The following is a 17,814-nucleotide window of genomic DNA, read 5'->3' on the forward strand; positions in this document are numbered from 1 at the left end:
ATGTAGTTGATAAAATTTTTATCCACAATTAGCACTATGTATTTTCAGATACTTTGTAAACAATTTTCAAGTAGACTTATTCTTATTTCTTTTTTAAATATTTTTAGGTGAAATTTTAATTTATTACATAATTTCAGTAAAGGCTTAAATTAGTATACGAATATTCGAGCGCTGCAATAAATTCCAGCTTGTCTAAAGAGAATAATTTATTAAATCTGAGCTATTTGTAACTCGGACTGAGTAAATTAATCAGTAGGATGATATCCTATTTTTTTCTACAAATAAATAAAATTTTAGTCAAATATTTTTTCCAAAAATTAATAAATTATAATTATTTTTTGAGCTGATAGACTCACAAATACCAGCAAAAGTTCCCCAACTTTTCTTGGAACCTTTGCTATTTTTCATCGACTTAAGAAATAACCACACACAAATAAAGTTTACTGATTGTGAGGAGAAATTATGAAAGCTAGTTTGAAATCTGTAGTTGCTCTTTCAGCTTTATCAGCAGTGGCGATCGCGCCTCTTGTGCTTTCGGCTGGTGCTGCTTATGCTGATACTGGGGCTTATATCGGTGGTGGTGCTTCCTATGGTTTCGACGACGGTGACGAAGACGATGTTAGCGGTAACATTCAAGGTAACTTACCCGTACTGAATGGTAAAGTATCCGTGCGCGGTGCCGTTCTTTACAGCGAAGATAACAGCGCGATCGTTCCTATGGCTACCTACAACGTTCGCATCAATAATAGAATCAATGGTTATGTTGGTGGAGGTTACTCGTTAGTCCAAGAAGAAGGAGAACAAACCTCAGTTGGAGTTCAAGATGCACCCGTAGCCGTAGTTGGTGTCGAAGGACGAGTCACCGATGATATTGTCGGCTATGCTGATACGAAAATTGGCATCAATGCTGGTGAAACCGACAACACAGTCTTCGGCGTTCACGCTGGAGTCGGTTTGCGCCTCCGTTAGAAAGCGTAGTTGTCTTAATTAACCAATACCAGATACCATATTTTTAGACAGGGACGGGCTTGAAGCCTGTCCCTTTTGGCACTTAAGGTTTTTTCCAGACCTGCCCGGAGATAGACCACAGTAAAATAAAAGTAATCTCCATTATCCCGATAGATTTACCGGGAATAAAATAAAACTTGCAAGAGAAAATATTAGTGTAATGGTTACAACTCCAGTTTCGAGCGATAAAAAGCTGTCTAAGCTAGAAGGTATAAAAGAACGCAGTAATTTTTTGCGCGAACCCTTGGCAAGCGAACTGCTAGAAGATACCACTCATTTTAGCGGTGATGCAGTTCAGATACTTAAGTTTCACGGCTCCTACCAGCAAGACAATCGAGATAATCGAGTTAAGGGTCAGGAGAAAGATTACCAGTTTATGTTGCGGACTCGCAATCCGGGGGGTTTCATTCCGCCGCAACTGTATCTTACTTTGGATCGCATTGCTTCAGAATATGGCAACCAAACTTTACGAGTAACGACTCGCCAAGGTTTTCAGGTTCATGGGATTCTGAAAAAGAATCTCAAGGCGGCTATTTCCGCAATTATCCGCGACATGGGTTCGACGTTGGGCGCTTGTGGCGATCTTAATCGCAATGTCATGGCTCCACCTGCTCCTTATAAAAACCGTCCCGAATATCAGTATGCTTGGGAGTATGCGGACAAAATTGCTGATTTACTCAGACCCCAAACGGGTGCTTATTACGAAATTTGGCTGGATGGGGAAAAAGCGATTAGCGCTGAAGAAGATCCAGCAGTGGTAGCAGCCAGACAGGGTAATGGTAACGGTACGATTATCCATGAAGGGGAAGAACCACTTTATGGGACAAATTATATGCCCCGGAAGTTTAAGTGTAGTGTCACTGTACCGGGAGATAACTCGGTTGATTTGTATACCAACGATGTCAGTTTGGTTGTTATTACTAATGAAAATGGCGAACTAGAAGGCTTTAATGTTTTAGCTGGAGGCGGTTTAGGTCGCACGCATAATAAAGAAGAGACATTTGCGCGCATTGCCGACGAAATTGGCTATGTCGATAAAGAAGATGTTTTCGATTTAATCAAAGCAATTTTAGCGACACAGAGAGATTATGGCGATCGCTTCAACCGTCGTCATGCTCGGATGAAGTATTTAATCAATGATTGGGGTGTCGAGAAGTTCAAAGAAACACTTACAGGTTACTTCGGCAAGCAACTGCAACCATTTAAACCATTACCTCCATTTAAGTATGAAGATTACCTAGGATGGCACGAACAAGGCGATGGCAAGCTGTTTTTGGGTATTTCCATCGAAAATGGTCGGGTGAAAGATGAAGGCAGCTTCCGCCTCAAAACAGCCTTGCGGGAAATAACCGAACAATTCGAGTTACCGATGCGGCTGACTCCCAACCACAACGCGATTATTTACGAAATTGAACCAGAGAAGCAGTTAGCAATTCAGCAAATTTTAGATAAGCATGGAATTCATACTGCACCCGAAGCGATCGCGCCTTTAGTTCGTTATGCAATGGCTTGTCCCGCTTTGCCAACTTGTGGTTTAGCAATTACTGAGTCAGAACGCGCAATTCCCGGAATTATTGACCGGATTCAAGCCCTACTCAACAAAATCGGTTTAGAAAACGAGCATTTTGTCATTCGGATGACCGGATGTCCCAATGGTTGCGCTCGTCCTTATATGGCAGAATTAGGCTTTGTGGGGAGTGCGCCCGATCGCTATCAGATTTGGTTAGGCGGTTCCCCAAATCAAACCCGTTTAGCCAAAGCTTACCTCGATCGGATGCCAATTGAAGAGTTGGAAAGCACCTTAGAACCAATTTTTGTCTTCTTCCAACAAAAGCGAGAATCAGGAGAAAGCTTCGGCGATTTTTGCGATCGCCTCGGTTTCGATGCAATTCGTGAATTTACCGTTAATTACGAGTCTCTCGCTGTCAGCCCTCAATCAGATACTGGTTTAATCAACGAAGTCGCCAAACCAGAACCTTCGGAAACCAAAACTTCTCGTCGTTCTCGTCCTCGTCGAGTTAGCGTCCGCGACGAACTTCATCAGCGTCTTAAAGATACTGCTACCCAACAAGGTAAAAGCATGACTGAAATTGTCGCTGAAGCCTTAGAAGCCTATTTTGCTAACCAAAATTAGTAATTGGCGATCGGTTATCAGTTGGTAGGGGATATTTGGTCGTTACCAGTTATCAGTTACCAGTAATCAAATCATAAAGATTAGGGACTGAGAACTGATGATTGGCAATTTCAGTTAAAATCAACTGAAGCAGCCGAGAGTAAAAATAGGAAAACTACATCGGCGCTAAGGAGTTGTTGATTAGTGTCGATAAATCTTCGTAGGTTAAAGCCGATGTGGTTTAGTTTCCTGAAAAAAACTGTAGTTCAACTCAAAAAGATTAGCGACTTATGGAATAGTGAAAGTGGCGACTGGCATTGGTTGGTCGAAAAACCCCGTCCCCTGGCTAGTCTAAATCGCGATCTTTGGAAAGCATCTGTTCCTGCTTTTAGCTTTTATTTTTTGCTAGCGCTTTCTAGTATTATTTCCACATTGGGATTACTCGCGGGAAGCGCAGCCACAATAATTGGGGCGATGATTATTGCACCTTTGATGGGACCGATTATTGGTATGGCTTATGCAATGGTAGTTGCTAACCGACGGTTGTTGAGGAGATCGAGTTTAACCTTGTTTACTGGCGTAGTTATGACCGTAATTGTGTCAATGGCGATCGCCAATACGATCGGTTTGAGGACTCTTTCTGAAGAAATTTTGGCGCGGGTAAATCCTACTCTCATTGACTTAGGAGTGGCAATGTGTGCGGGTGCAGCCGGGGCTTTTGCTAAATGTCGGCGAAGTATCGGCGACGCATTACCGGGAGTGGCGATCGCGGTGGCTTTAGTTCCTCCTCTCAGTGTAATTGGGATTGGTTTATCAATCGGTTCTAAATCTGTTACTGGTGGCGCAAGTTTACTGTTTTTAACTAACTTAATTAGTATCATTTTTAGTGGGGGCTTGGTCTTTTTATTCCATCGCTACGGTAGTCTCGAACGTGCTAAAAAAGGATTATTTGTTTCAGTTATTGGGCTGACGTTGTTAGGTTTACCTTTGGGATTTTCTTTAAAAACTTTACTGATTAAAGAAAATGTGCGCCGCAGTATTTCAGTATTAATTCGTCGTCAAACCTTAACTTTTTCCGATAAGGATATTCGCACTATTCAAGTAGTTCCCCAAGGAGATGAATTATTCGTCGAAGTTGAAGTGGCTGCTGCTTTCAATTCTATTTCTGAACGACAAGTTAGTTTAGTCCGAGATTTCCTTGAGGATGAGTTAGAACGACCTGTAAATTTACAGGTAAAAGTAATTCCTGTTAATTACTTTGAAGCACCCGCAGATTAGGGATTGTGTATTGGGAGAACGGGTAGAATTGAAATAATGAGGCAAAACTTAGGATTTGATACCAACTTTTAAGATTACTACTAAAAAGAATTTATGTCTGTACTTAGCTTACTCGATTCGTCGAATCGTCATTTGCTGGTGATGTCAACAAATGGCTACAATCTTAAGTTTTACTTTCAAGTTCCCAATACCCCTAAAAGTTCATTTCTTGATACAATAGTTGAATTTTCGACAAAAGTTGAATCTGTACAAAAAGTTTCCGTTAGATCGCAAAAGTTTCCAATGTGTTTTGACGATTTAAGAAGGCTGTCAAATTATCTAAAAAATCATCTGCAAAATATTAAAAACGATCCCGATTATGAGTCACATACTTTTGTAGATTATAACCTTACATATCAAATACAAGCTTTATGTGGTGAATATTCTTGTTCAGATTATAATGAAAATTATTTTAGTATCTGCTCAATGGTGAATATCGTTAAAAGAAGTCCGTCGAGTTCTGCAATTTACATTGGAGGAGAATCTACAATAAGTTTTCTACAAACTGAAGAATTTATTCTTAATCTAAAAAAGATTATATCTTTAGCTAATTAAAATTTGATTTTTTATATGTAGGAGAGCAAAAAAGTGTGAGAGATAGTAGTAACATTATCCCAGGTCAGAAGCTAATAATTGCCGATTGCTAATCACTAACTATCAACTACCAAAAATAGTGCAACGCTTAGTTATTAATTCCACACAGCTAGAAAATAACCAAATTGCTTTAACAAACGAGCAATTACATTACCTGAAGCGAGTTTTGCGATTGGGAGACGGAGATCGTTTTTTAGCAATGGATGGAGAGGGAAAATCTTGGTTAGTGGCGATCGCTGCTGACTCGGCAATTATTCTTGAAGAAGTATTAGCACAAACTGAGCTATCTGTCAACTGTACGCTCTTGGTAGCTTTACCGAAAGGTAACGGTTTTGACGAAATTGTGCGCTGTTGTACAGAACTCGGTGTCAGCAAAATCATCCCCGTAAACAGCGATCGCACTCTCCTCAAACCTAGCCCAAATAAGCTCGCACGTTGGCGACGGATAGCCACAGAAGCCGCCGAACAGTCAGAACGTCAATTCGTACCAAAAATTAGCGAACCCCTTGATTTTGCTACTGCTGTTAAAGTAGTACCAGAGGAGAATACCCCTTGCTATCTTAGCGTTGCTCGTAGTAGTAGTCCTCATTTGCTCGACTGCTTGCTCGACCAAAAAGCAACGAAAATTGTCATTGCTACAGGCCCAGAAGGCGGATGGACTCCTACAGAAGTTGAGTTAGCCAGATCTGCTGGTTTTCAACCTGTTTCTTTAGGTCGTCGCATCCTCAGAGCTATTACTGCTCCAATTTTCGCCTTATCTGTAGTTGCTGCTCAAAGTGAAAGGAAACCCTTGACAAAAGGTAAAATCTATGATGGAAGAAGTTGCTGAGGCGCTCCAGGATCGAGATTATCGCACCGCCCAAATCTTACTCAAAGAGTTAAAGCAGTCCGAACCGCAAAATCCTTGGGTAAATTTTTACATGGCGCGGCTTTACGAATCAACGGGTAAACTAGCTACCGCCGAAAAAGTTTATCGCCAATTGCTTAAGGGAACAACCAACACGAAAATTATTACCCAAGCGCGTCAAGGTTTAGCCCGAATAGAAGCGATAGAAGTTGAACAAAAGCGAACCGCGATCGCTAACGCCCTCGCGGAACCTGGAGGAAAAGAACCAGGAATTTTAATCTTAGAACAGATCGCCCCAGAAATGCGGAAAACCGCAGGACAAAAATTTGCTCGCATCATGCAGCTTGACCCTTACGTGGCGCGTTTGCAACTACCTGGTCGAGGTTGGCGCTTATTTCGTACAGGTCCGGTAGGGGAACTTCGTTATTACACCTCGCGTTTGCAACAAGCCGAAATTAACAGCTTCTGCATCCCCATCAACGATCTCGCTAAAATAAATGTTTTCAACATTAATTATTTTGAATCAGTCGCTCCCCAACCAATTGTTTACTGTAAAAGCAAAGAAGGTCAAATGGGTAAATTGACTTTTGACTGGTCAGAAGTCCAACAGCGAGTAGAAGGTTTATTACCCTTATTTGAAAAAATTGAAGTAATGGATGCACGACGCAAATTCAAAGAAAAAACTAAAACCCTCGACTACTCGCAATTTTGTGACTTGCATTTACCCCAAAGAAATGCTATTCTCCGTTTTAGCGATTCTTACTATGAGTTCCAAAAAGGCATTACTCTCGCTCAAAAACCAAAAGATATTCAACCTAAAAATCTGACAACCACGAGAAAAAATTGGTGCAATTTAACTGACTTTTTTAACCATAAATTACCAGAAACTCCGATTTGGTCGGATTTTTCAGTCTTTGCCGATATCGCCTTAGATTTTCAAGAGTTATTAAAGCGTATTGAAGCAAATATTGAATTAGTTCGTCCCGAACCGACTTTGTGGGATCAAGCATTTCAACTTTATAGCAGCTTAGTTTTTCTCCGAAATTACCCAGAGAATAATAAAAGTTAGTTGATTGTTGAACTACTCTGGTAAAGAATTAATTTGACTAAGAGCGCAAATTCTGTTAAAAAACTCAAACGTAATTGCTCCAAACAAATTTTTGAGTTTCTCAAACAAATTATTAAATTAATTAAATTTGAAACTATGACTGACGACGACCTCAAACAACTAATCGCCTCGAATGCTAAATCAATTCAAGCCTTAACTACTAGCTTGAATGAACTGAAGCAAGAATGGCAAAAAGACCGAGAGGAATGGCAAAAAGACCGGAAACAAATTTATCAGTGGATGTCTCGCTTATCTGCATCTCAAGCTAATTTTTGGGAAACTCAGGCTGATTATTATCGCCGCCTTGAAGATGTGGAAGATAGACAAGCAATCATGTTAGAAATCCTCAATCGCGTAACCAAAAAAGACGAAGATGAATCATAATTATCGACAAACTAAAAAGCGGAAGTCTCACTTTAAACTTCCGCTTTTACTAACATAATTTAGCTTTTAAGTTTATTGATTATTTACCTGACGCGCCATATCCTTAAACATATTTAAGCTAGGACCGGGGCGACGGCGAGAACGACTTGGTGTTGGTGCTAAATACTGAGGAGCAAAAGTGGTTTCTTCTGGGGATTCTACTTTACCGTTTTTATTGGCTTTGGCAGCAGCAGGTTGGGGTTTCTTCGGTTCTGGTTTAGCAGTTTGGGCTTTAACAGGCTCTGGCTTTTTCTGCTCTTGTTTCGCTGGTTCTGATTTTTTCTCTGATTGAGCAGCTTCAGTTTTAGCTGGCTGCGATTTGGGTTTTTCTGCTTTTTTGGGATTAGTTGATTGACCGTTTTGGCTTTCGTCTAGTTCTAAGAAGAATCCCTCTTTTTTGCCGCCAAATATCCCAGTGATAAAGTTGATAATGCCACTGAATATATTTTTGATAAAACCAAACATTTATGACAACTCCTAAATTTGAAACAATTTTTTACTTTTTTGTTGACAGTTGACCAGAAAATAGCTTGCTTAGTTCTTTCAAGTTATTCTCTGCATATTTTATCGGGAAAGTGTCTTCAAAAACTTAGCTCTTTCTTTGAATCTTTTTCCTCAAAGCCAGAGATTGATAAGTTCATTCGTATTAGCTTGCTACGCAATGAAAAGCAACTTTATGAAATTATTCTTAACATTCTTTCCCTGTTTACCTTAAAATTGTCTCCGATCGCCCGGTCAATAGTAAGAGTATCTTTACATAAATTAACATTTATTTCAGTTTAGGGATTAGGTAAAATCGTGCCAGCAGCAAAGGTGTCCCTGGATTTTGAACCAGGGCAAAAATGACTGGCTAATCTGGGAGTAGCGTGAGGATATGTAAAGCAAAATGAACAAAACTAGCCATCGCCACCCGACGATTTTGATTCACGGTATCCACGACACCAACTCAGTATTCGATCGAATGTCAGCTTCTTTAATCGAGCAAGGTTGGTCAGTACACAGCCTAGATCTCATTCCCAATAACGGTTTTGCTAGTATTGAGCAGCTAGCCAGGCAACTAGCAGAATACATTAGCGAAGTGTTTCCGCCAGAACAACCCCTCGATTTGATCGGCTTTAGCATGGGTGGAATCGTCACCCGCTACTACCTACAACGATTAGGAGGAATCAAGCGTATCCAGCGCTATATCAGCATTTCTGCGCCCAATAACGGGACATTAACAGGTTACGCTTTACCCTTTCCCGGAATCATGCAAATGCGTCCAGCAAGCAACTTTCTTGCCGATTTAAACAGCGACGTCGAAGAAAAGTTATCTCAGATAAATTGTACCTGGATTTGGACACCCTACGACCTGATGATTTTGCCGCCCAATAGTTCGCAAATGCCCGTTGGGAAACAAATACAACTGCCAGTATTAATGCACTCTTGGATGTTAAAAGACCCCCAGGTAATCGCCACAGTGACAGCAGCACTAAAAGAACCCACTAATAAAAAATTACCCAGGAGTATTCAGGTGCGATCGCCAAATATTGTCTAAAGCGCGAGTCTCTTTCTCAGTTAGGACAAAACAACTGAATTAGGGAGATTAGCGATCGCCAATTTCCACCACTTCTCGACCAGCAAAAATTGCTTCCGAGTGACGGTAATATTTAAATTCCATCAAATTCTCAAAAGGATCTACCAAGAAAAAAGTTTTATGTTCCGTAAGCTGATTAGGGAAACGCAATTTTGGTTCTTGATAAAAAGCAAGCCCCTTCTGTTTAGCCCTAGCCAACAACTCTGACCAATATTTTTCTTCAGGAAAAATTAAACCAAAATGTCGGGGATAAATACCTTGTTGAGGAGTTAAAGGTTCTTTCGTCATGTGAGCCACAACTTGATGACCGTAAAATTGAAAAATAACCGCCCGATCGTTTTCGCGACCCACAGAACAACCTAAACCATCAACATAATAAATTTTTGCTTTGGCAACATCGTTAATCGGAATAGCGAGATGAAAAATAATGCGATCGTTCATTGCGAAATATTACAACTACCATCTTCAACAGCTTAAGCTAGATGAATGTTAATCTATGTGCCGGGGATTACACATAATCTACTAACAGCAAGTAAAGTCTTAACTTTGGTGGGAATTACCCTACCGCTAAAACTGTCGTTTATAACGGGAGTCCCCTTCCCGCTTTTCAAGATGGGAATAATTCAACAGCTTCGCAGCAAACTACCCTTTTCTCGCTCAACTAAAACCCGGTGGATGTGGTGTGCGATCGCCGCAATTGTCTACGGAGTTATTTTGCTGCTACCCTTGCCAGGAATCACTGCCGAAGGGCAACGTGCTTTAGCAGTATTTGGTGTTGCCGCCTTACTCTGGGGAACAAGCGCCTTACCCCTAGCAGTAACAGGCATTCTCGTTTTATTTTTACTACCGTTCAGTGGCGCAATCACCAACAAAAGTACCTACGCCTATTTTGGCAACAGTGCTGTCTTTTTTATTCTCGGCGCCTTAATTTTATCTAGTCCAATTATGCGCTCCGGACTTAGCACTCGTATCGCCTTAGCCGTAGTCTCTCGCTTTGGCAAAAGTCAGAAAGCATTGCTAGCTTCAATTTTAGGGCTAGCCGCGATCATGTCTTGCGTAATTAGCGCTCACGCCGTCGCCGCAATGCTGTTTCCGATTGTCATGGAAGTAGTTCGTGCTTCAGGTGCCAAACCAGGAGGGCGTTTTGGATTAGCAGCTTTCTTAGCAATGGCTTGGGGCGTAGTCATCGGTTCCAATACCACTTTACTCGGTGGTGCCAGAGGACCTTTAGCATTAGGAATTTTACAGAATACCACCGGAAAAACCATCGGTTTCGTCGAGTGGACAATTGCCTCAATTCCCCTCGTGCTGTTACTCTTGCTGGTAGCTGGCGGATTGCTGCAATTTGTCGGGCAGGGAGAAAAAGTCTCTTTGAATGCAGCCCGACGCTTTCTCGAAGCCCGCAACCGCGAACTGGGCGCAATTTCTCGCAGGGAGGTGGTAACTACAGCAATTATGATCCTGACGATCGCACTGTGGATAACAATGGGCGATACTTGGGGTTTAGATAGTATCGCCTTACTCGGAGTATCCTTAGCATTTATCTCAGGAGTAGCAGATTGGCGCGAAGTCGAAGAAGATGTTAACTGGGGGATTTTTGTCATGTACGGAAGCGCGATCGCTCTTTCGGCTGCGTTAACTGATACGGGTGCTGCTGCCGGGTTGAGTCAATATTTACTCGCGGCTGGTATTAACTCATTTTTAGTCATTTTCGCAGCAATAGTCTTTATCGCCTTAATGATGACCGAATTTATGAGCAATGCGGCGGCGGTAGCTGTCTTACTACCAGTGGCTTTAGCGATCGCTGAAAAATACGGCATTGAAGCACCGATAATCGCTTTAGCTGTAGTCATTCCCGCCGGATTAGGCTTTATGCTACCAGTGAGTACCCCAGCGATCGCGATCGCTGTTAGTAGTGGTTACGTCCGTCCTTTGTCTGTCTTACGTTGGGGACTCTGGCTCGATCTCCTCGGCTACGGACTGGTATTACTCGTCAGTCAACTCTACTGGCCCCTGCTTGGGTTAGGAGGCTAAAAAAATGGCACAGCTATGGCTGATTTTAACTAATCCCTACGCCTACGAAAAGGCTGTAGAACGAGCAGTTACTGTTGCTCAAAAAAATAACCTGCAAATCCTAGTAGTTTTCTTAATCACTCAAGAGTGGTTAGAGAAAACAGTTTGCGAACTCAGTGAAATGGGTTGGCTGGGTTCAGCTTCCCTACGCAGTCTAGAAATATCAATGCAAGAAGGCTATCGTGCTTTAGCGGCGGATGTACTCAAAGAAGTTGAACGTCAAGCAAATCAAGTCGATGTCATTGTTAAAGGTGTTGTCGAAGCACCATCTTTAGATCGATACCTTGACTGGGCGATCGCACAAGGTGCAGAGCGACTGATTATTGGTAGTCCTCAACAAACTACTAAGCTCAATCGTTTACCTGATTCATTAGAATGGGTTGATTGACGTTACTGTAAGTATATCAACGATTTGAATTGAATTTTCAGTAAATGAAACGCACCGTGTCTATTCCCGTCGATTTACCCCTTGGCTTCCTGGAATAGAAAGAGTTACATTTGAAGGAATGTATAAATCTAGTAGGAGTACAAAAGTGACCGTAAAACAACGTGGTGTAACGATTTGGTTTACAGGTTTAAGTGGCGCAGGTAAAACCACAATTAGTAAAATTGTAGCGGAAAGGCTACGAGAACAAGGCTATAAAATTGAAGTTCTCGATGGAGATGTCGTTCGTCAAAACCTCAGCAAAGGTTTGGGTTTTAGTAAAGCTGACCGAGATGAAAATATCCGCCGGATTGGTTTTGTTTCCCATTTATTAACTCGTAATGGTGTAATTGTTATTGTTTCTGCTATCTCCCCTTATCGGGAAATTCGGGAAGAAGTCAGGGAACGAATTAAAGATTTCGTCCAAGTTTATGTTAATGCTCCTCTAGAAGTTTGCGAAGACCGAGATGTCAAAGGACTTTATCAACGTGCAAGAGCAGGGGAAATTAAAGGTTTTACAGGTATTGATGACCCCTACGAACATCCCCTTCATCCTGATGTAGAATGCAGAACTGACCTCGAAGATATTTCTGAAAGTGTGGCAAAAGTCTTTCAAAAATTAGAGGATTTGGGCTATGTGGCTAGTGGTTTAGCAGTAGAAGCCTAAACTCGCTTGGACAATGATAACCCTCGATCTCTAAGTTGGTGTGGGTTATCATTGTCTTGGTTTTTATGTTAAAAATTATGGATTTTCACCCAAATGGCTGACCAATCTTTGGTAGTTAAAGTACTTAAAAATCCCAACAAAGTTGTTAAGAAAATTAAGCGTGTTGTCGAACATAATTTCGAGGATACAGTCAGGACTTTTGCTCAAAGACACATTTGGTCGTCAGTAATTAATCAAACCGAAATTAGAATAGTTGGCTTAAGACGTACTGGCAATCATGCAATAATTAATTGGCTCCGAGAACAAGCTACTGGAGTAGTTTGGCATCTTAATAACGTTGCTCCGTTGACAAATCCTTTCCGCTATAAATGTGAAAATCTCCAGGATTATTTTCCTCAATACGAGCAGGCGATCGCGCGTTACCGTAGCCAAGCTAAGGGAGATTTTGTAGCTAAAGATTGGTTGCTTTATAGCTATGAAGATTATGCTCTAGAACAAATAACTAAGTCTCAGTTTGAACGCAAACACGATCTGTATTTAGGCAAAAGTGCAATTCGCTACGATCTGCTGATTCTCAGAGACCCTTTTAATTTGTTTGCTAGTAGGTTAAAAAATAACTATCTTACTGTTAGCACTCCGCCAAAAACTCTTGTGGAAATGTGGCTTGATTATGCTCAAGAGTTTGTTGGCGAAACCAATTATTTAACTAATCACAAAATTTGCCTTAATTATAATCGTTGGACTATCGATGTAGATTATCGCCAACAAATAGCAGAAAAGCTAGGTTTAAAGTTTTCTGATGCGGGTATCGATCGCGTGGGAAGTTGGGGTGGAGGTAGTTCTTTTGAAGGACAAGAATTTGACGGTCAAGCAACAAAAATGGATATTCTTAATCGCTGGAAGCATTTTCAAGCCGATCCTAAATATCTCCAACTTGTGAATAATCGGAAACTTTATGACTATTCTCAACGTATATTTGGCTCTATTCCTGGTACGGAATCTCTCCAATTATAGCTAGTTGCCTGTCTGAGTTAATTTACTCATCAAATGAGGATAAATTTATGAAATTACCGACGTTTTTAATTATTGGCGTTCAAAAGGCGGGAACCACTTCTATTTATGATTATTTGCAAGCACATCCTCAAGTTTATATGAGTCCCATTAAGGAAATCAATTTTTTCCAAGTTGATTGGGATAATGCTGATGAGGAAACTAAAGCTAAAAAACCGAATGGGATTAATAGTTGGGAAAAGTATTGTCAACTTTTTGCTGATGCTCGCGATGAACTTGCTCTTGGTGAAGCTTCTCCTAATTATCTTTTTAAATATCAAGATTCTGCGGAAAATATTCATCGTTATCTACCTGATGTGAAAACGATCGCTATTCTTCGCGATCCAGTTGAGAGAGCATATTCAGATTATTTGATGCACGTACGTGATGTTATTGGTAAACCCAAAAGTTTAGTTGAACAAGCTCAACAAGTACCAATTACATCTTTTACGATTCGGAAAGGTTTTTATTACGAACAATTAAAGTATTTTTTCGATAAATTTAATCGAGAGCAAATTCGAGTTTATTTATACGATGAGTTGGTAAAAAATCCAGTGGAAATGATGCAAGATATGTATCGTTTTATTGGAGTGGACGATACTTTCGTCCCCGATACTTCCTCAAAAAAACAGGTGGCTCAAGTGCCTAAGTCTACTACGGTAAATCAACTATTGCGAGGACAAAATTGGTTCAGAAGTGTGGTAAGTTCTGCTTTGAAACCAATAATTCCTCTGGAAGTCAGACAAAAAATCCGCTCTAAGTTGATTAAAATGAATTCTGCGGAGAAGAAAGCAATGCCTCTTTTACCAGCCGAACGTCAAATATTGAGGGAATTATATCGAGAAGATATCTTGAAATTACAAGATTTAATTCAGAAAGATTTGTCAAAATGGCTAGATTAAGTTAATTTTCGTCGTGTTAATTGCTGAAAAATATTAGTGACTTATGTTGGCATCTATCGATTGGTACAATCCTTGGCTAACGGGAGTAGGTTTAAATACGATTTTACTGGCGATCGCCTCGATCGCGCCGAAAAAGTTACTCACTCCCGCAGGTTATTTTCATGCTTGGTTGCTTGGGGTTCTCGTTTGGGGTACTCTGGGTTGGCAAGGTTATGCGGTGGTCATGTTTTATTTCCTGATGGGTTCAGCCGTAACTCGTGTAGGAATGAAACAAAAGGAAGCTGAAGGTATTGCGGAAAAACGCTCTGGTGCGAGAGGTCCAGAAAATGTTTGGGGTTCGGCTTTAATTCCGGCTCTTTGTGCTCTTGCTAGTTTATTTGTAGTTAGTCCTGTTAGAGAATTTCTGATTCTTGCTTATGTGGCTGGTTTTTGTACGAAACTTTCCGATACTACTGCAAGTGAAATTGGCAAAGCTTACGGTCAGCGTACTTTTTTAATTACCACTTTGCAACCTGTGGCGCGAGGTACAGAAGGAGCAGTTAGTTTAGAAGGTACAGTTGCAGGTATTATTGCGTCAGGAGCGATCGCACTTTTTGCTTGGGCTGTGGGTATAATCGATCTCTTGGGTATGCTTTGGTGTATTTTCGCTGCTTTTGTCGCGACTACCCTAGAAAGCTTTATCGGTGCTACTTTACAGCCGAAATTTGACTTACTAACTAATGAAGTGGTCAATATTATTAATACGATAATTGCCGCAGCAGTTGTGGTTTTACTCGCTTGGGGTTGGCAGAATTTTGCCATTTAAAAACCAAACTCACAATGTCGAAATAGCGCCTTTTCTAACAAAGGTTGATACTCCTCATCTTTCACAAGATAAGCACCAAAACGAGCCAAATGAGGATTTTGCATTTGAGCATCAAAAAGAACAAAACCGCGATCGCGCAGATGCTCAACTAACTTCACCATTGCCACCTTCGAGCCATCAGGAATCCGATAAAACATCGACTCACCGATAAAAGCTCCACCAATAACAATACCTAAAATGCCGCCAGCGAGCCGATCTTCTTGCCAAGTTTCAAAACTATGCGCCCAACCCGCCTGATGCAACCGCCAATAAATTTGCTTTAATTGAGGAGAAATCCAGCTAGTCTCGCGATCGGCACAACCCTCACAAACAGCGAAAAAATCCTGGTTAACCGCCACAGAAAAGCGATTTTGATTCAAAACTCGGCGCAGGGATTTTGGGTAGCGGAAACGAGCATCTAGAGGGATTAGCGCCCTTTTTTTGCTCGTATACCAACCCAACTCCCCTTTTTCATCAGCCATAAGGAAGTAACCTTGGGCGTATCCTTCGATCAAATCAGGAATGTCATATGCTTCCATAAGTTGAAACAGGCATTAAAATTGTTACCAATACGCCGAGAGCGAAAATTAACTGCGAGAAAATGGTTGAACCAATCCCACCAATTACATTACCGCCAATGCAAGATCCAGATCGGGAAGGCGAGTGGTTGCAAAACACCTTGCAAACCTGGCTCGACGAAGAATTCCTTCCCGAACCTGTCAACGAAACGATCGCCGCACGTGCAGCGCAAATTTTCATTCGCCAGCGTTTAGAAGGAGAAAATGACCTGGGAGCGTTAACGATCGCCATTGTCACCGAGATGCAGTCATTTGACTTCAGTGCTAGCTTTTACAGTGAATTTGCGATCGCCAATGCCGTCAGCGACTTACTCTTAAAAAGTCTCGGCATTGATAGCTGCTGCGGACAGTAGCCCAAGGATCTTACCAACTTGATTTAACTACACCGGGCAGCTTTCCTTCATGCGCCCATTCGCGTAAAACATTACGGGAAAGCCCAAAATCACGATAATAACCTCTAGGTCGTCCTGTCACCCAGCAACGATTGCGTACTCGCACTTTAGAACTATTGCGGGGCAAATTTTGGATTTGGCGGTGAATTTCCAGCTTTTCCGCCTGGGACTCAGCCTTACGAAATTGTTCTTTTAACTCAGCTCGCTTCTGAGCGTACTTTTCTACAGTTTCGCGGCGCTTTTTTTCGCGCTCGATCATCGATTTTTTTGCCATAAGTCTAGTTGTTCTTAAATTAGAGACACTGTATTTTATCTTATCCGATCCATTCGCTACACCTAGGTTTCCCAATCTTCTTCCGGACCAAAGACTCGTTCGAGAATACGACGGTTTTCTAGCTGCAAACCTCTAATTTCAGCTTTCATCACTTGAATCTCTTCGATAATTCGCTCAAAATTTCGCTGATGAATTTCGACAATCTGGACTAAAGAATTAACAGTTGAGTTTAATTCACCCACAGATAAGCGTAGTTCGCTCACAGATGAGCGTAGTTCGCCTACTTCTTGACGATCTGCTTGTCTATCGACAATCAACTTATCTAAAATACCTTCAATCCTGTCTAATCGTTCCGTACTCATAGCCAAATCAGTATCGGTTAGGTTACTTTCTTTATTTTCGCGCACTAATTTCGCGATCATTTCAACTCGTCGGAAGCGATTTTTCTAGTTCTGGATGAAACACTTTCGCCGAGGGACAGATATCAGCGAGAACACAAGCCGGACATTGAGGTTTTTTCGCTTGACAAATTGCCCTACCGTGGTAAATCAACCGAATTGACCAATTTTCCCATTCTGGCTGAGAAACTATTCGCATCAAATCCCGCTCAATCTTAACTGGATCTTCCTCTTCTGTGAGTCCCAAACGCTTGCTGAGACGCTTCACATGGGTATCTACCGTTACCCCTTGATTCATTCCATAAGCATTAGCTAGAACCACATTCGCCGTTTTCCGAGCGACTCCAGGCAACTTGAGCAACTTTTCCATTTGTTTTGGCACTTCGCCGCCAAAGTCTGCCATAATTGTCCGACAAGCACCTTGAATATTTTTCGCTTTATTACGATAAAAACCAGTCGAACGTACTAACTGTTCTAACTCTTCAATTGGTGCTGTCGCCAATTCCTGTGCGCCTGGAAAACGCCGAAATAATTCCGGTGTTACTTTGTTAACTCGTTCGTCAGTACATTGCGCGGAGAGGATTGTCGCTACCAAAAGCTGCACCGGAGTTTCGTAGTCCAGAGTACAACTAGCTTCCGGATAAAGACGCTTCAGACGCACGAGAATTTCCAGCGCAATCTGTTGCTTTACCGACCATTTCCGAGTGATACTCACTGAAAAACTCCGAGAAGCCTCGTCCTTCTTAAAGGGCGGGGAGGGATAGGAATTAAAAACGAGTGGTATCGAACCACTCGTTTTTAATTTTAGGCTACAATCATTCTTTGTGAGTTTCAAGGTGATATGGAACAAGTATTAACGCTAGTTGTCAAACTGCAAGTCGATGAGGAACAACGTCAGTTGTTGTCTCAAACGGCTACTGCTTTTGCGGATGCTTGCAACTGGATTAATACTCATGTTAATTTCAAGCTGACTAATCGCAATTCCATCCAAGCCGTCTCCTACCACGACGTTAAATCTAAGTTCGGACTATCTGCCAATCATGTTGTTCGAGCTTGCGCTAGAGTAGCAGCAAATCGCTCAACCGCTAAACATAAAAACCGAAAAATTAAAGGATTTAAACCCACAAGCTTTGACTGTGATGCCCGGACTTTCCGGTTTATTGAAGAAGATTGGATAGTAAGCGCTAGCACCGTAGGAAAAAGAGCTAAACTCCAACTGAGAGCGA

At 41.5% G+C, this 17,814-nt stretch carries 21 protein-coding genes and 1 pseudogene; 16 read left to right on the plus strand and 6 right to left on the minus strand.

What is annotated here, in order from left to right; all coding sequences use genetic code 11:
• Positions 1-462 precede the first annotated feature (462 nt).
• From G3T18_RS06755 to G3T18_RS06785, 7 genes are all read left to right on the plus strand, one after another.
• Entirely contained in the window at positions 463-969 is a 507-nt protein-coding gene (locus tag G3T18_RS06755; RefSeq protein WP_224409778.1) for a porin family protein, read from the plus strand.
• Between the two features lie 199 nt (positions 970-1,168).
• Positions 1,169-3,142 (plus strand): sulfite reductase, ferredoxin dependent, encoded by a 1,974-nt coding sequence (sir, locus tag G3T18_RS06760; protein WP_224409779.1) that lies wholly within the window; start codon positions 1,169-1,171, stop codon positions 3,140-3,142.
• Positions 3,143-3,325: 183 nt separating this feature from the next.
• Entirely contained in the window at positions 3,326-4,399 is a 1,074-nt protein-coding gene (locus G3T18_RS06765; protein ID WP_224409780.1) for a TIGR00341 family protein, read from the plus strand.
• A 93-nt stretch (positions 4,400-4,492) separates the two neighbouring features.
• Positions 4,493-4,993 carry a hypothetical protein gene (locus tag G3T18_RS06770; RefSeq protein ID WP_224409781.1) on the plus strand — a complete coding sequence of 167 codons (501 nt, stop codon included), beginning with the start codon at positions 4,493-4,495 and terminating at the stop codon, positions 4,991-4,993.
• Between the two features lie 118 nt (positions 4,994-5,111).
• A complete protein-coding gene (locus G3T18_RS06775) occupies positions 5,112-5,861 on the plus strand; it encodes a 16S rRNA (uracil(1498)-N(3))-methyltransferase (protein ID WP_224409782.1) in 750 nt (249 codons plus the stop codon).
• A complete protein-coding gene (locus tag G3T18_RS06780; protein WP_224409783.1) occupies positions 5,842-6,948 on the plus strand; it encodes a tetratricopeptide repeat protein in 1,107 nt (368 codons plus the stop codon). Before G3T18_RS06775 ends, G3T18_RS06780 begins: the two co-directional genes overlap by 20 nt.
• Positions 6,949-7,083: 135 nt before the next feature.
• Positions 7,084-7,371 (plus strand): hypothetical protein, encoded by a 288-nt coding sequence (locus G3T18_RS06785; protein ID WP_224409784.1) that lies wholly within the window; start codon positions 7,084-7,086, stop codon positions 7,369-7,371.
• 72 nt (positions 7,372-7,443) lie between these two features.
• Here G3T18_RS06785 and G3T18_RS06790 read toward each other — a convergent pair whose 3' ends face one another.
• Positions 7,444-7,875 (minus strand): hypothetical protein, encoded by a 432-nt coding sequence (locus G3T18_RS06790; RefSeq protein ID WP_224409785.1) that lies wholly within the window; start codon positions 7,873-7,875, stop codon positions 7,444-7,446.
• Between the two features lie 421 nt (positions 7,876-8,296).
• On the opposite strand from G3T18_RS06790, the gene G3T18_RS06795 reads away from it, so the two are divergent.
• Complete coding sequence (locus G3T18_RS06795; protein WP_224409786.1) at positions 8,297-8,947, plus strand: esterase/lipase family protein; 651 nt, start codon at positions 8,297-8,299, stop codon at positions 8,945-8,947.
• Positions 8,948-8,995: 48 nt separating this feature from the next.
• Here G3T18_RS06795 and G3T18_RS06800 read toward each other — a convergent pair whose 3' ends face one another.
• Positions 8,996-9,427, minus strand: a complete 432-nt coding sequence (locus tag G3T18_RS06800) for a VOC family protein (protein ID WP_224409787.1) — start codon at positions 9,425-9,427, stop codon at positions 8,996-8,998.
• 171 nt (positions 9,428-9,598) lie between these two features.
• Here G3T18_RS06800 and G3T18_RS06805 point away from each other — a divergent pair, with 171 nt between their 5' ends.
• The 6 genes from G3T18_RS06805 (at position 9,599) to G3T18_RS06830 (ending at position 14,907) form a co-directional block, all read left to right on the plus strand.
• Positions 9,599-11,020 carry an SLC13 family permease gene (locus G3T18_RS06805; RefSeq protein ID WP_224409788.1) on the plus strand — a complete coding sequence of 474 codons (1,422 nt, stop codon included), beginning with the start codon at positions 9,599-9,601 and terminating at the stop codon, positions 11,018-11,020.
• Between the two features lie 4 nt (positions 11,021-11,024).
• Positions 11,025-11,447 (plus strand): hypothetical protein, encoded by a 423-nt coding sequence (locus G3T18_RS06810; protein WP_224409789.1) that lies wholly within the window; start codon positions 11,025-11,027, stop codon positions 11,445-11,447.
• 145 nt (positions 11,448-11,592) lie between these two features.
• Positions 11,593-12,150 (plus strand): adenylyl-sulfate kinase, encoded by a 558-nt coding sequence (cysC, locus tag G3T18_RS06815; protein WP_397333916.1) that lies wholly within the window; start codon positions 11,593-11,595, stop codon positions 12,148-12,150.
• Between the two features lie 93 nt (positions 12,151-12,243).
• Entirely contained in the window at positions 12,244-13,164 is a 921-nt protein-coding gene (locus G3T18_RS06820; RefSeq protein ID WP_224409791.1) for a hypothetical protein, read from the plus strand.
• A 47-nt stretch (positions 13,165-13,211) separates the two neighbouring features.
• The gene (locus G3T18_RS06825) at positions 13,212-14,102 is read left to right on the plus strand and encodes a sulfotransferase family protein (protein WP_224409792.1); all 891 of its coding nucleotides are present in this window, start codon (positions 13,212-13,214) and stop codon (positions 14,100-14,102) included.
• A 43-nt stretch (positions 14,103-14,145) separates the two neighbouring features.
• Positions 14,146-14,907, plus strand: coding sequence for a TIGR00297 family protein (locus tag G3T18_RS06830; RefSeq protein ID WP_224409793.1), 762 nt, complete (start codon positions 14,146-14,148; stop codon positions 14,905-14,907).
• On the opposite strand, the gene aat is transcribed toward G3T18_RS06830, so the two are convergent.
• The gene (gene aat, locus G3T18_RS06835; protein ID WP_224409794.1) at positions 14,904-15,485 is read right to left on the minus strand and encodes a leucyl/phenylalanyl-tRNA--protein transferase; all 582 of its coding nucleotides are present in this window, start codon (positions 15,483-15,485) and stop codon (positions 14,904-14,906) included. The genes G3T18_RS06830 and aat overlap by 4 nt on opposite strands.
• Positions 15,486-15,547: 62 nt before the next feature.
• Between aat and G3T18_RS06840 the strand changes: the two genes are divergently transcribed.
• Positions 15,548-15,877 carry a hypothetical protein gene (locus tag G3T18_RS06840; RefSeq protein WP_224409795.1) on the plus strand — a complete coding sequence of 110 codons (330 nt, stop codon included), beginning with the start codon at positions 15,548-15,550 and terminating at the stop codon, positions 15,875-15,877.
• 10 nt (positions 15,878-15,887) lie between these two features.
• Here the strand turns inward: G3T18_RS06840 and rpsN are convergent, their stop codons facing one another.
• The 3 genes from rpsN to nth form a co-directional block, all read right to left on the minus strand.
• Positions 15,888-16,190, minus strand: a complete 303-nt coding sequence (rpsN, locus tag G3T18_RS06845) for a 30S ribosomal protein S14 (protein WP_224409796.1) — start codon at positions 16,188-16,190, stop codon at positions 15,888-15,890.
• Positions 16,191-16,252: 62 nt separating this feature from the next.
• Complete coding sequence (locus G3T18_RS06850; RefSeq protein ID WP_224409797.1) at positions 16,253-16,612, minus strand: hypothetical protein; 360 nt, start codon at positions 16,610-16,612, stop codon at positions 16,253-16,255.
• Between the two features lies 1 nt (position 16,613).
• A complete protein-coding gene (nth, locus tag G3T18_RS06855; RefSeq protein WP_224409798.1) occupies positions 16,614-17,303 on the minus strand; it encodes an endonuclease III in 690 nt (229 codons plus the stop codon).
• Positions 17,304-17,429: 126 nt separating this feature from the next.
• Here nth and G3T18_RS06860 point away from each other — a divergent pair.
• Positions 17,430-17,814, plus strand: a pseudogene (locus tag G3T18_RS06860) (RNA-guided endonuclease InsQ/TnpB family protein); the annotation flags it as partial.

Origin of the sequence: Oscillatoria salina IIICB1 (genome assembly GCF_020144665.1) — a bacterium.
GTDB lineage: Bacteria > Cyanobacteriota > Cyanobacteriia > Cyanobacteriales > SIO1D9 > IIICB1.

What these genes read in the sequence shown, in the direction of transcription:
- aat (WP_224409794.1), bottom strand. Translation starts at nt 15,485, where the DNA reads ATGGAAGCATATGACATTCCTGATTTGATCGAAGGATACGCCCAAGGT.
- G3T18_RS06810 (WP_224409789.1), top strand. Translation starts at nt 11,025, where the DNA reads ATGGCACAGCTATGGCTGATTTTAACTAATCCCTACGCCTACGAAAAG.
- G3T18_RS06785 (WP_224409784.1), top strand. Translation starts at nt 7,084, where the DNA reads ATGACTGACGACGACCTCAAACAACTAATCGCCTCGAATGCTAAATCA.
- G3T18_RS06790 (WP_224409785.1), bottom strand. Translation starts at nt 7,875, where the DNA reads ATGTTTGGTTTTATCAAAAATATATTCAGTGGCATTATCAACTTTATC.
- G3T18_RS06770 (WP_224409781.1), top strand. Translation starts at nt 4,493, where the DNA reads ATGTCTGTACTTAGCTTACTCGATTCGTCGAATCGTCATTTGCTGGTG.
- G3T18_RS06805 (WP_224409788.1), top strand. Translation starts at nt 9,599, where the DNA reads ATGGGAATAATTCAACAGCTTCGCAGCAAACTACCCTTTTCTCGCTCA.
- G3T18_RS06825 (WP_224409792.1), top strand. Translation starts at nt 13,212, where the DNA reads ATGAAATTACCGACGTTTTTAATTATTGGCGTTCAAAAGGCGGGAACC.
- G3T18_RS06850 (WP_224409797.1), bottom strand. Translation starts at nt 16,612, where the DNA reads ATGATCGCGAAATTAGTGCGCGAAAATAAAGAAAGTAACCTAACCGAT.
- G3T18_RS06795 (WP_224409786.1), top strand. Translation starts at nt 8,297, where the DNA reads ATGAACAAAACTAGCCATCGCCACCCGACGATTTTGATTCACGGTATC.
- G3T18_RS06800 (WP_224409787.1), bottom strand. Translation starts at nt 9,427, where the DNA reads ATGAACGATCGCATTATTTTTCATCTCGCTATTCCGATTAACGATGTT.
- rpsN (WP_224409796.1), bottom strand. Translation starts at nt 16,190, where the DNA reads ATGGCAAAAAAATCGATGATCGAGCGCGAAAAAAAGCGCCGCGAAACT.
- G3T18_RS06820 (WP_224409791.1), top strand. Translation starts at nt 12,244, where the DNA reads ATGGCTGACCAATCTTTGGTAGTTAAAGTACTTAAAAATCCCAACAAA.
- G3T18_RS06780 (WP_224409783.1), top strand. Translation starts at nt 5,842, where the DNA reads ATGATGGAAGAAGTTGCTGAGGCGCTCCAGGATCGAGATTATCGCACC.
- sir (WP_224409779.1), top strand. Translation starts at nt 1,169, where the DNA reads ATGGTTACAACTCCAGTTTCGAGCGATAAAAAGCTGTCTAAGCTAGAA.
- G3T18_RS06755 (WP_224409778.1), top strand. Translation starts at nt 463, where the DNA reads ATGAAAGCTAGTTTGAAATCTGTAGTTGCTCTTTCAGCTTTATCAGCA.
- G3T18_RS06830 (WP_224409793.1), top strand. Translation starts at nt 14,146, where the DNA reads ATGTTGGCATCTATCGATTGGTACAATCCTTGGCTAACGGGAGTAGGT.
- G3T18_RS06840 (WP_224409795.1), top strand. Translation starts at nt 15,548, where the DNA reads ATGGTTGAACCAATCCCACCAATTACATTACCGCCAATGCAAGATCCA.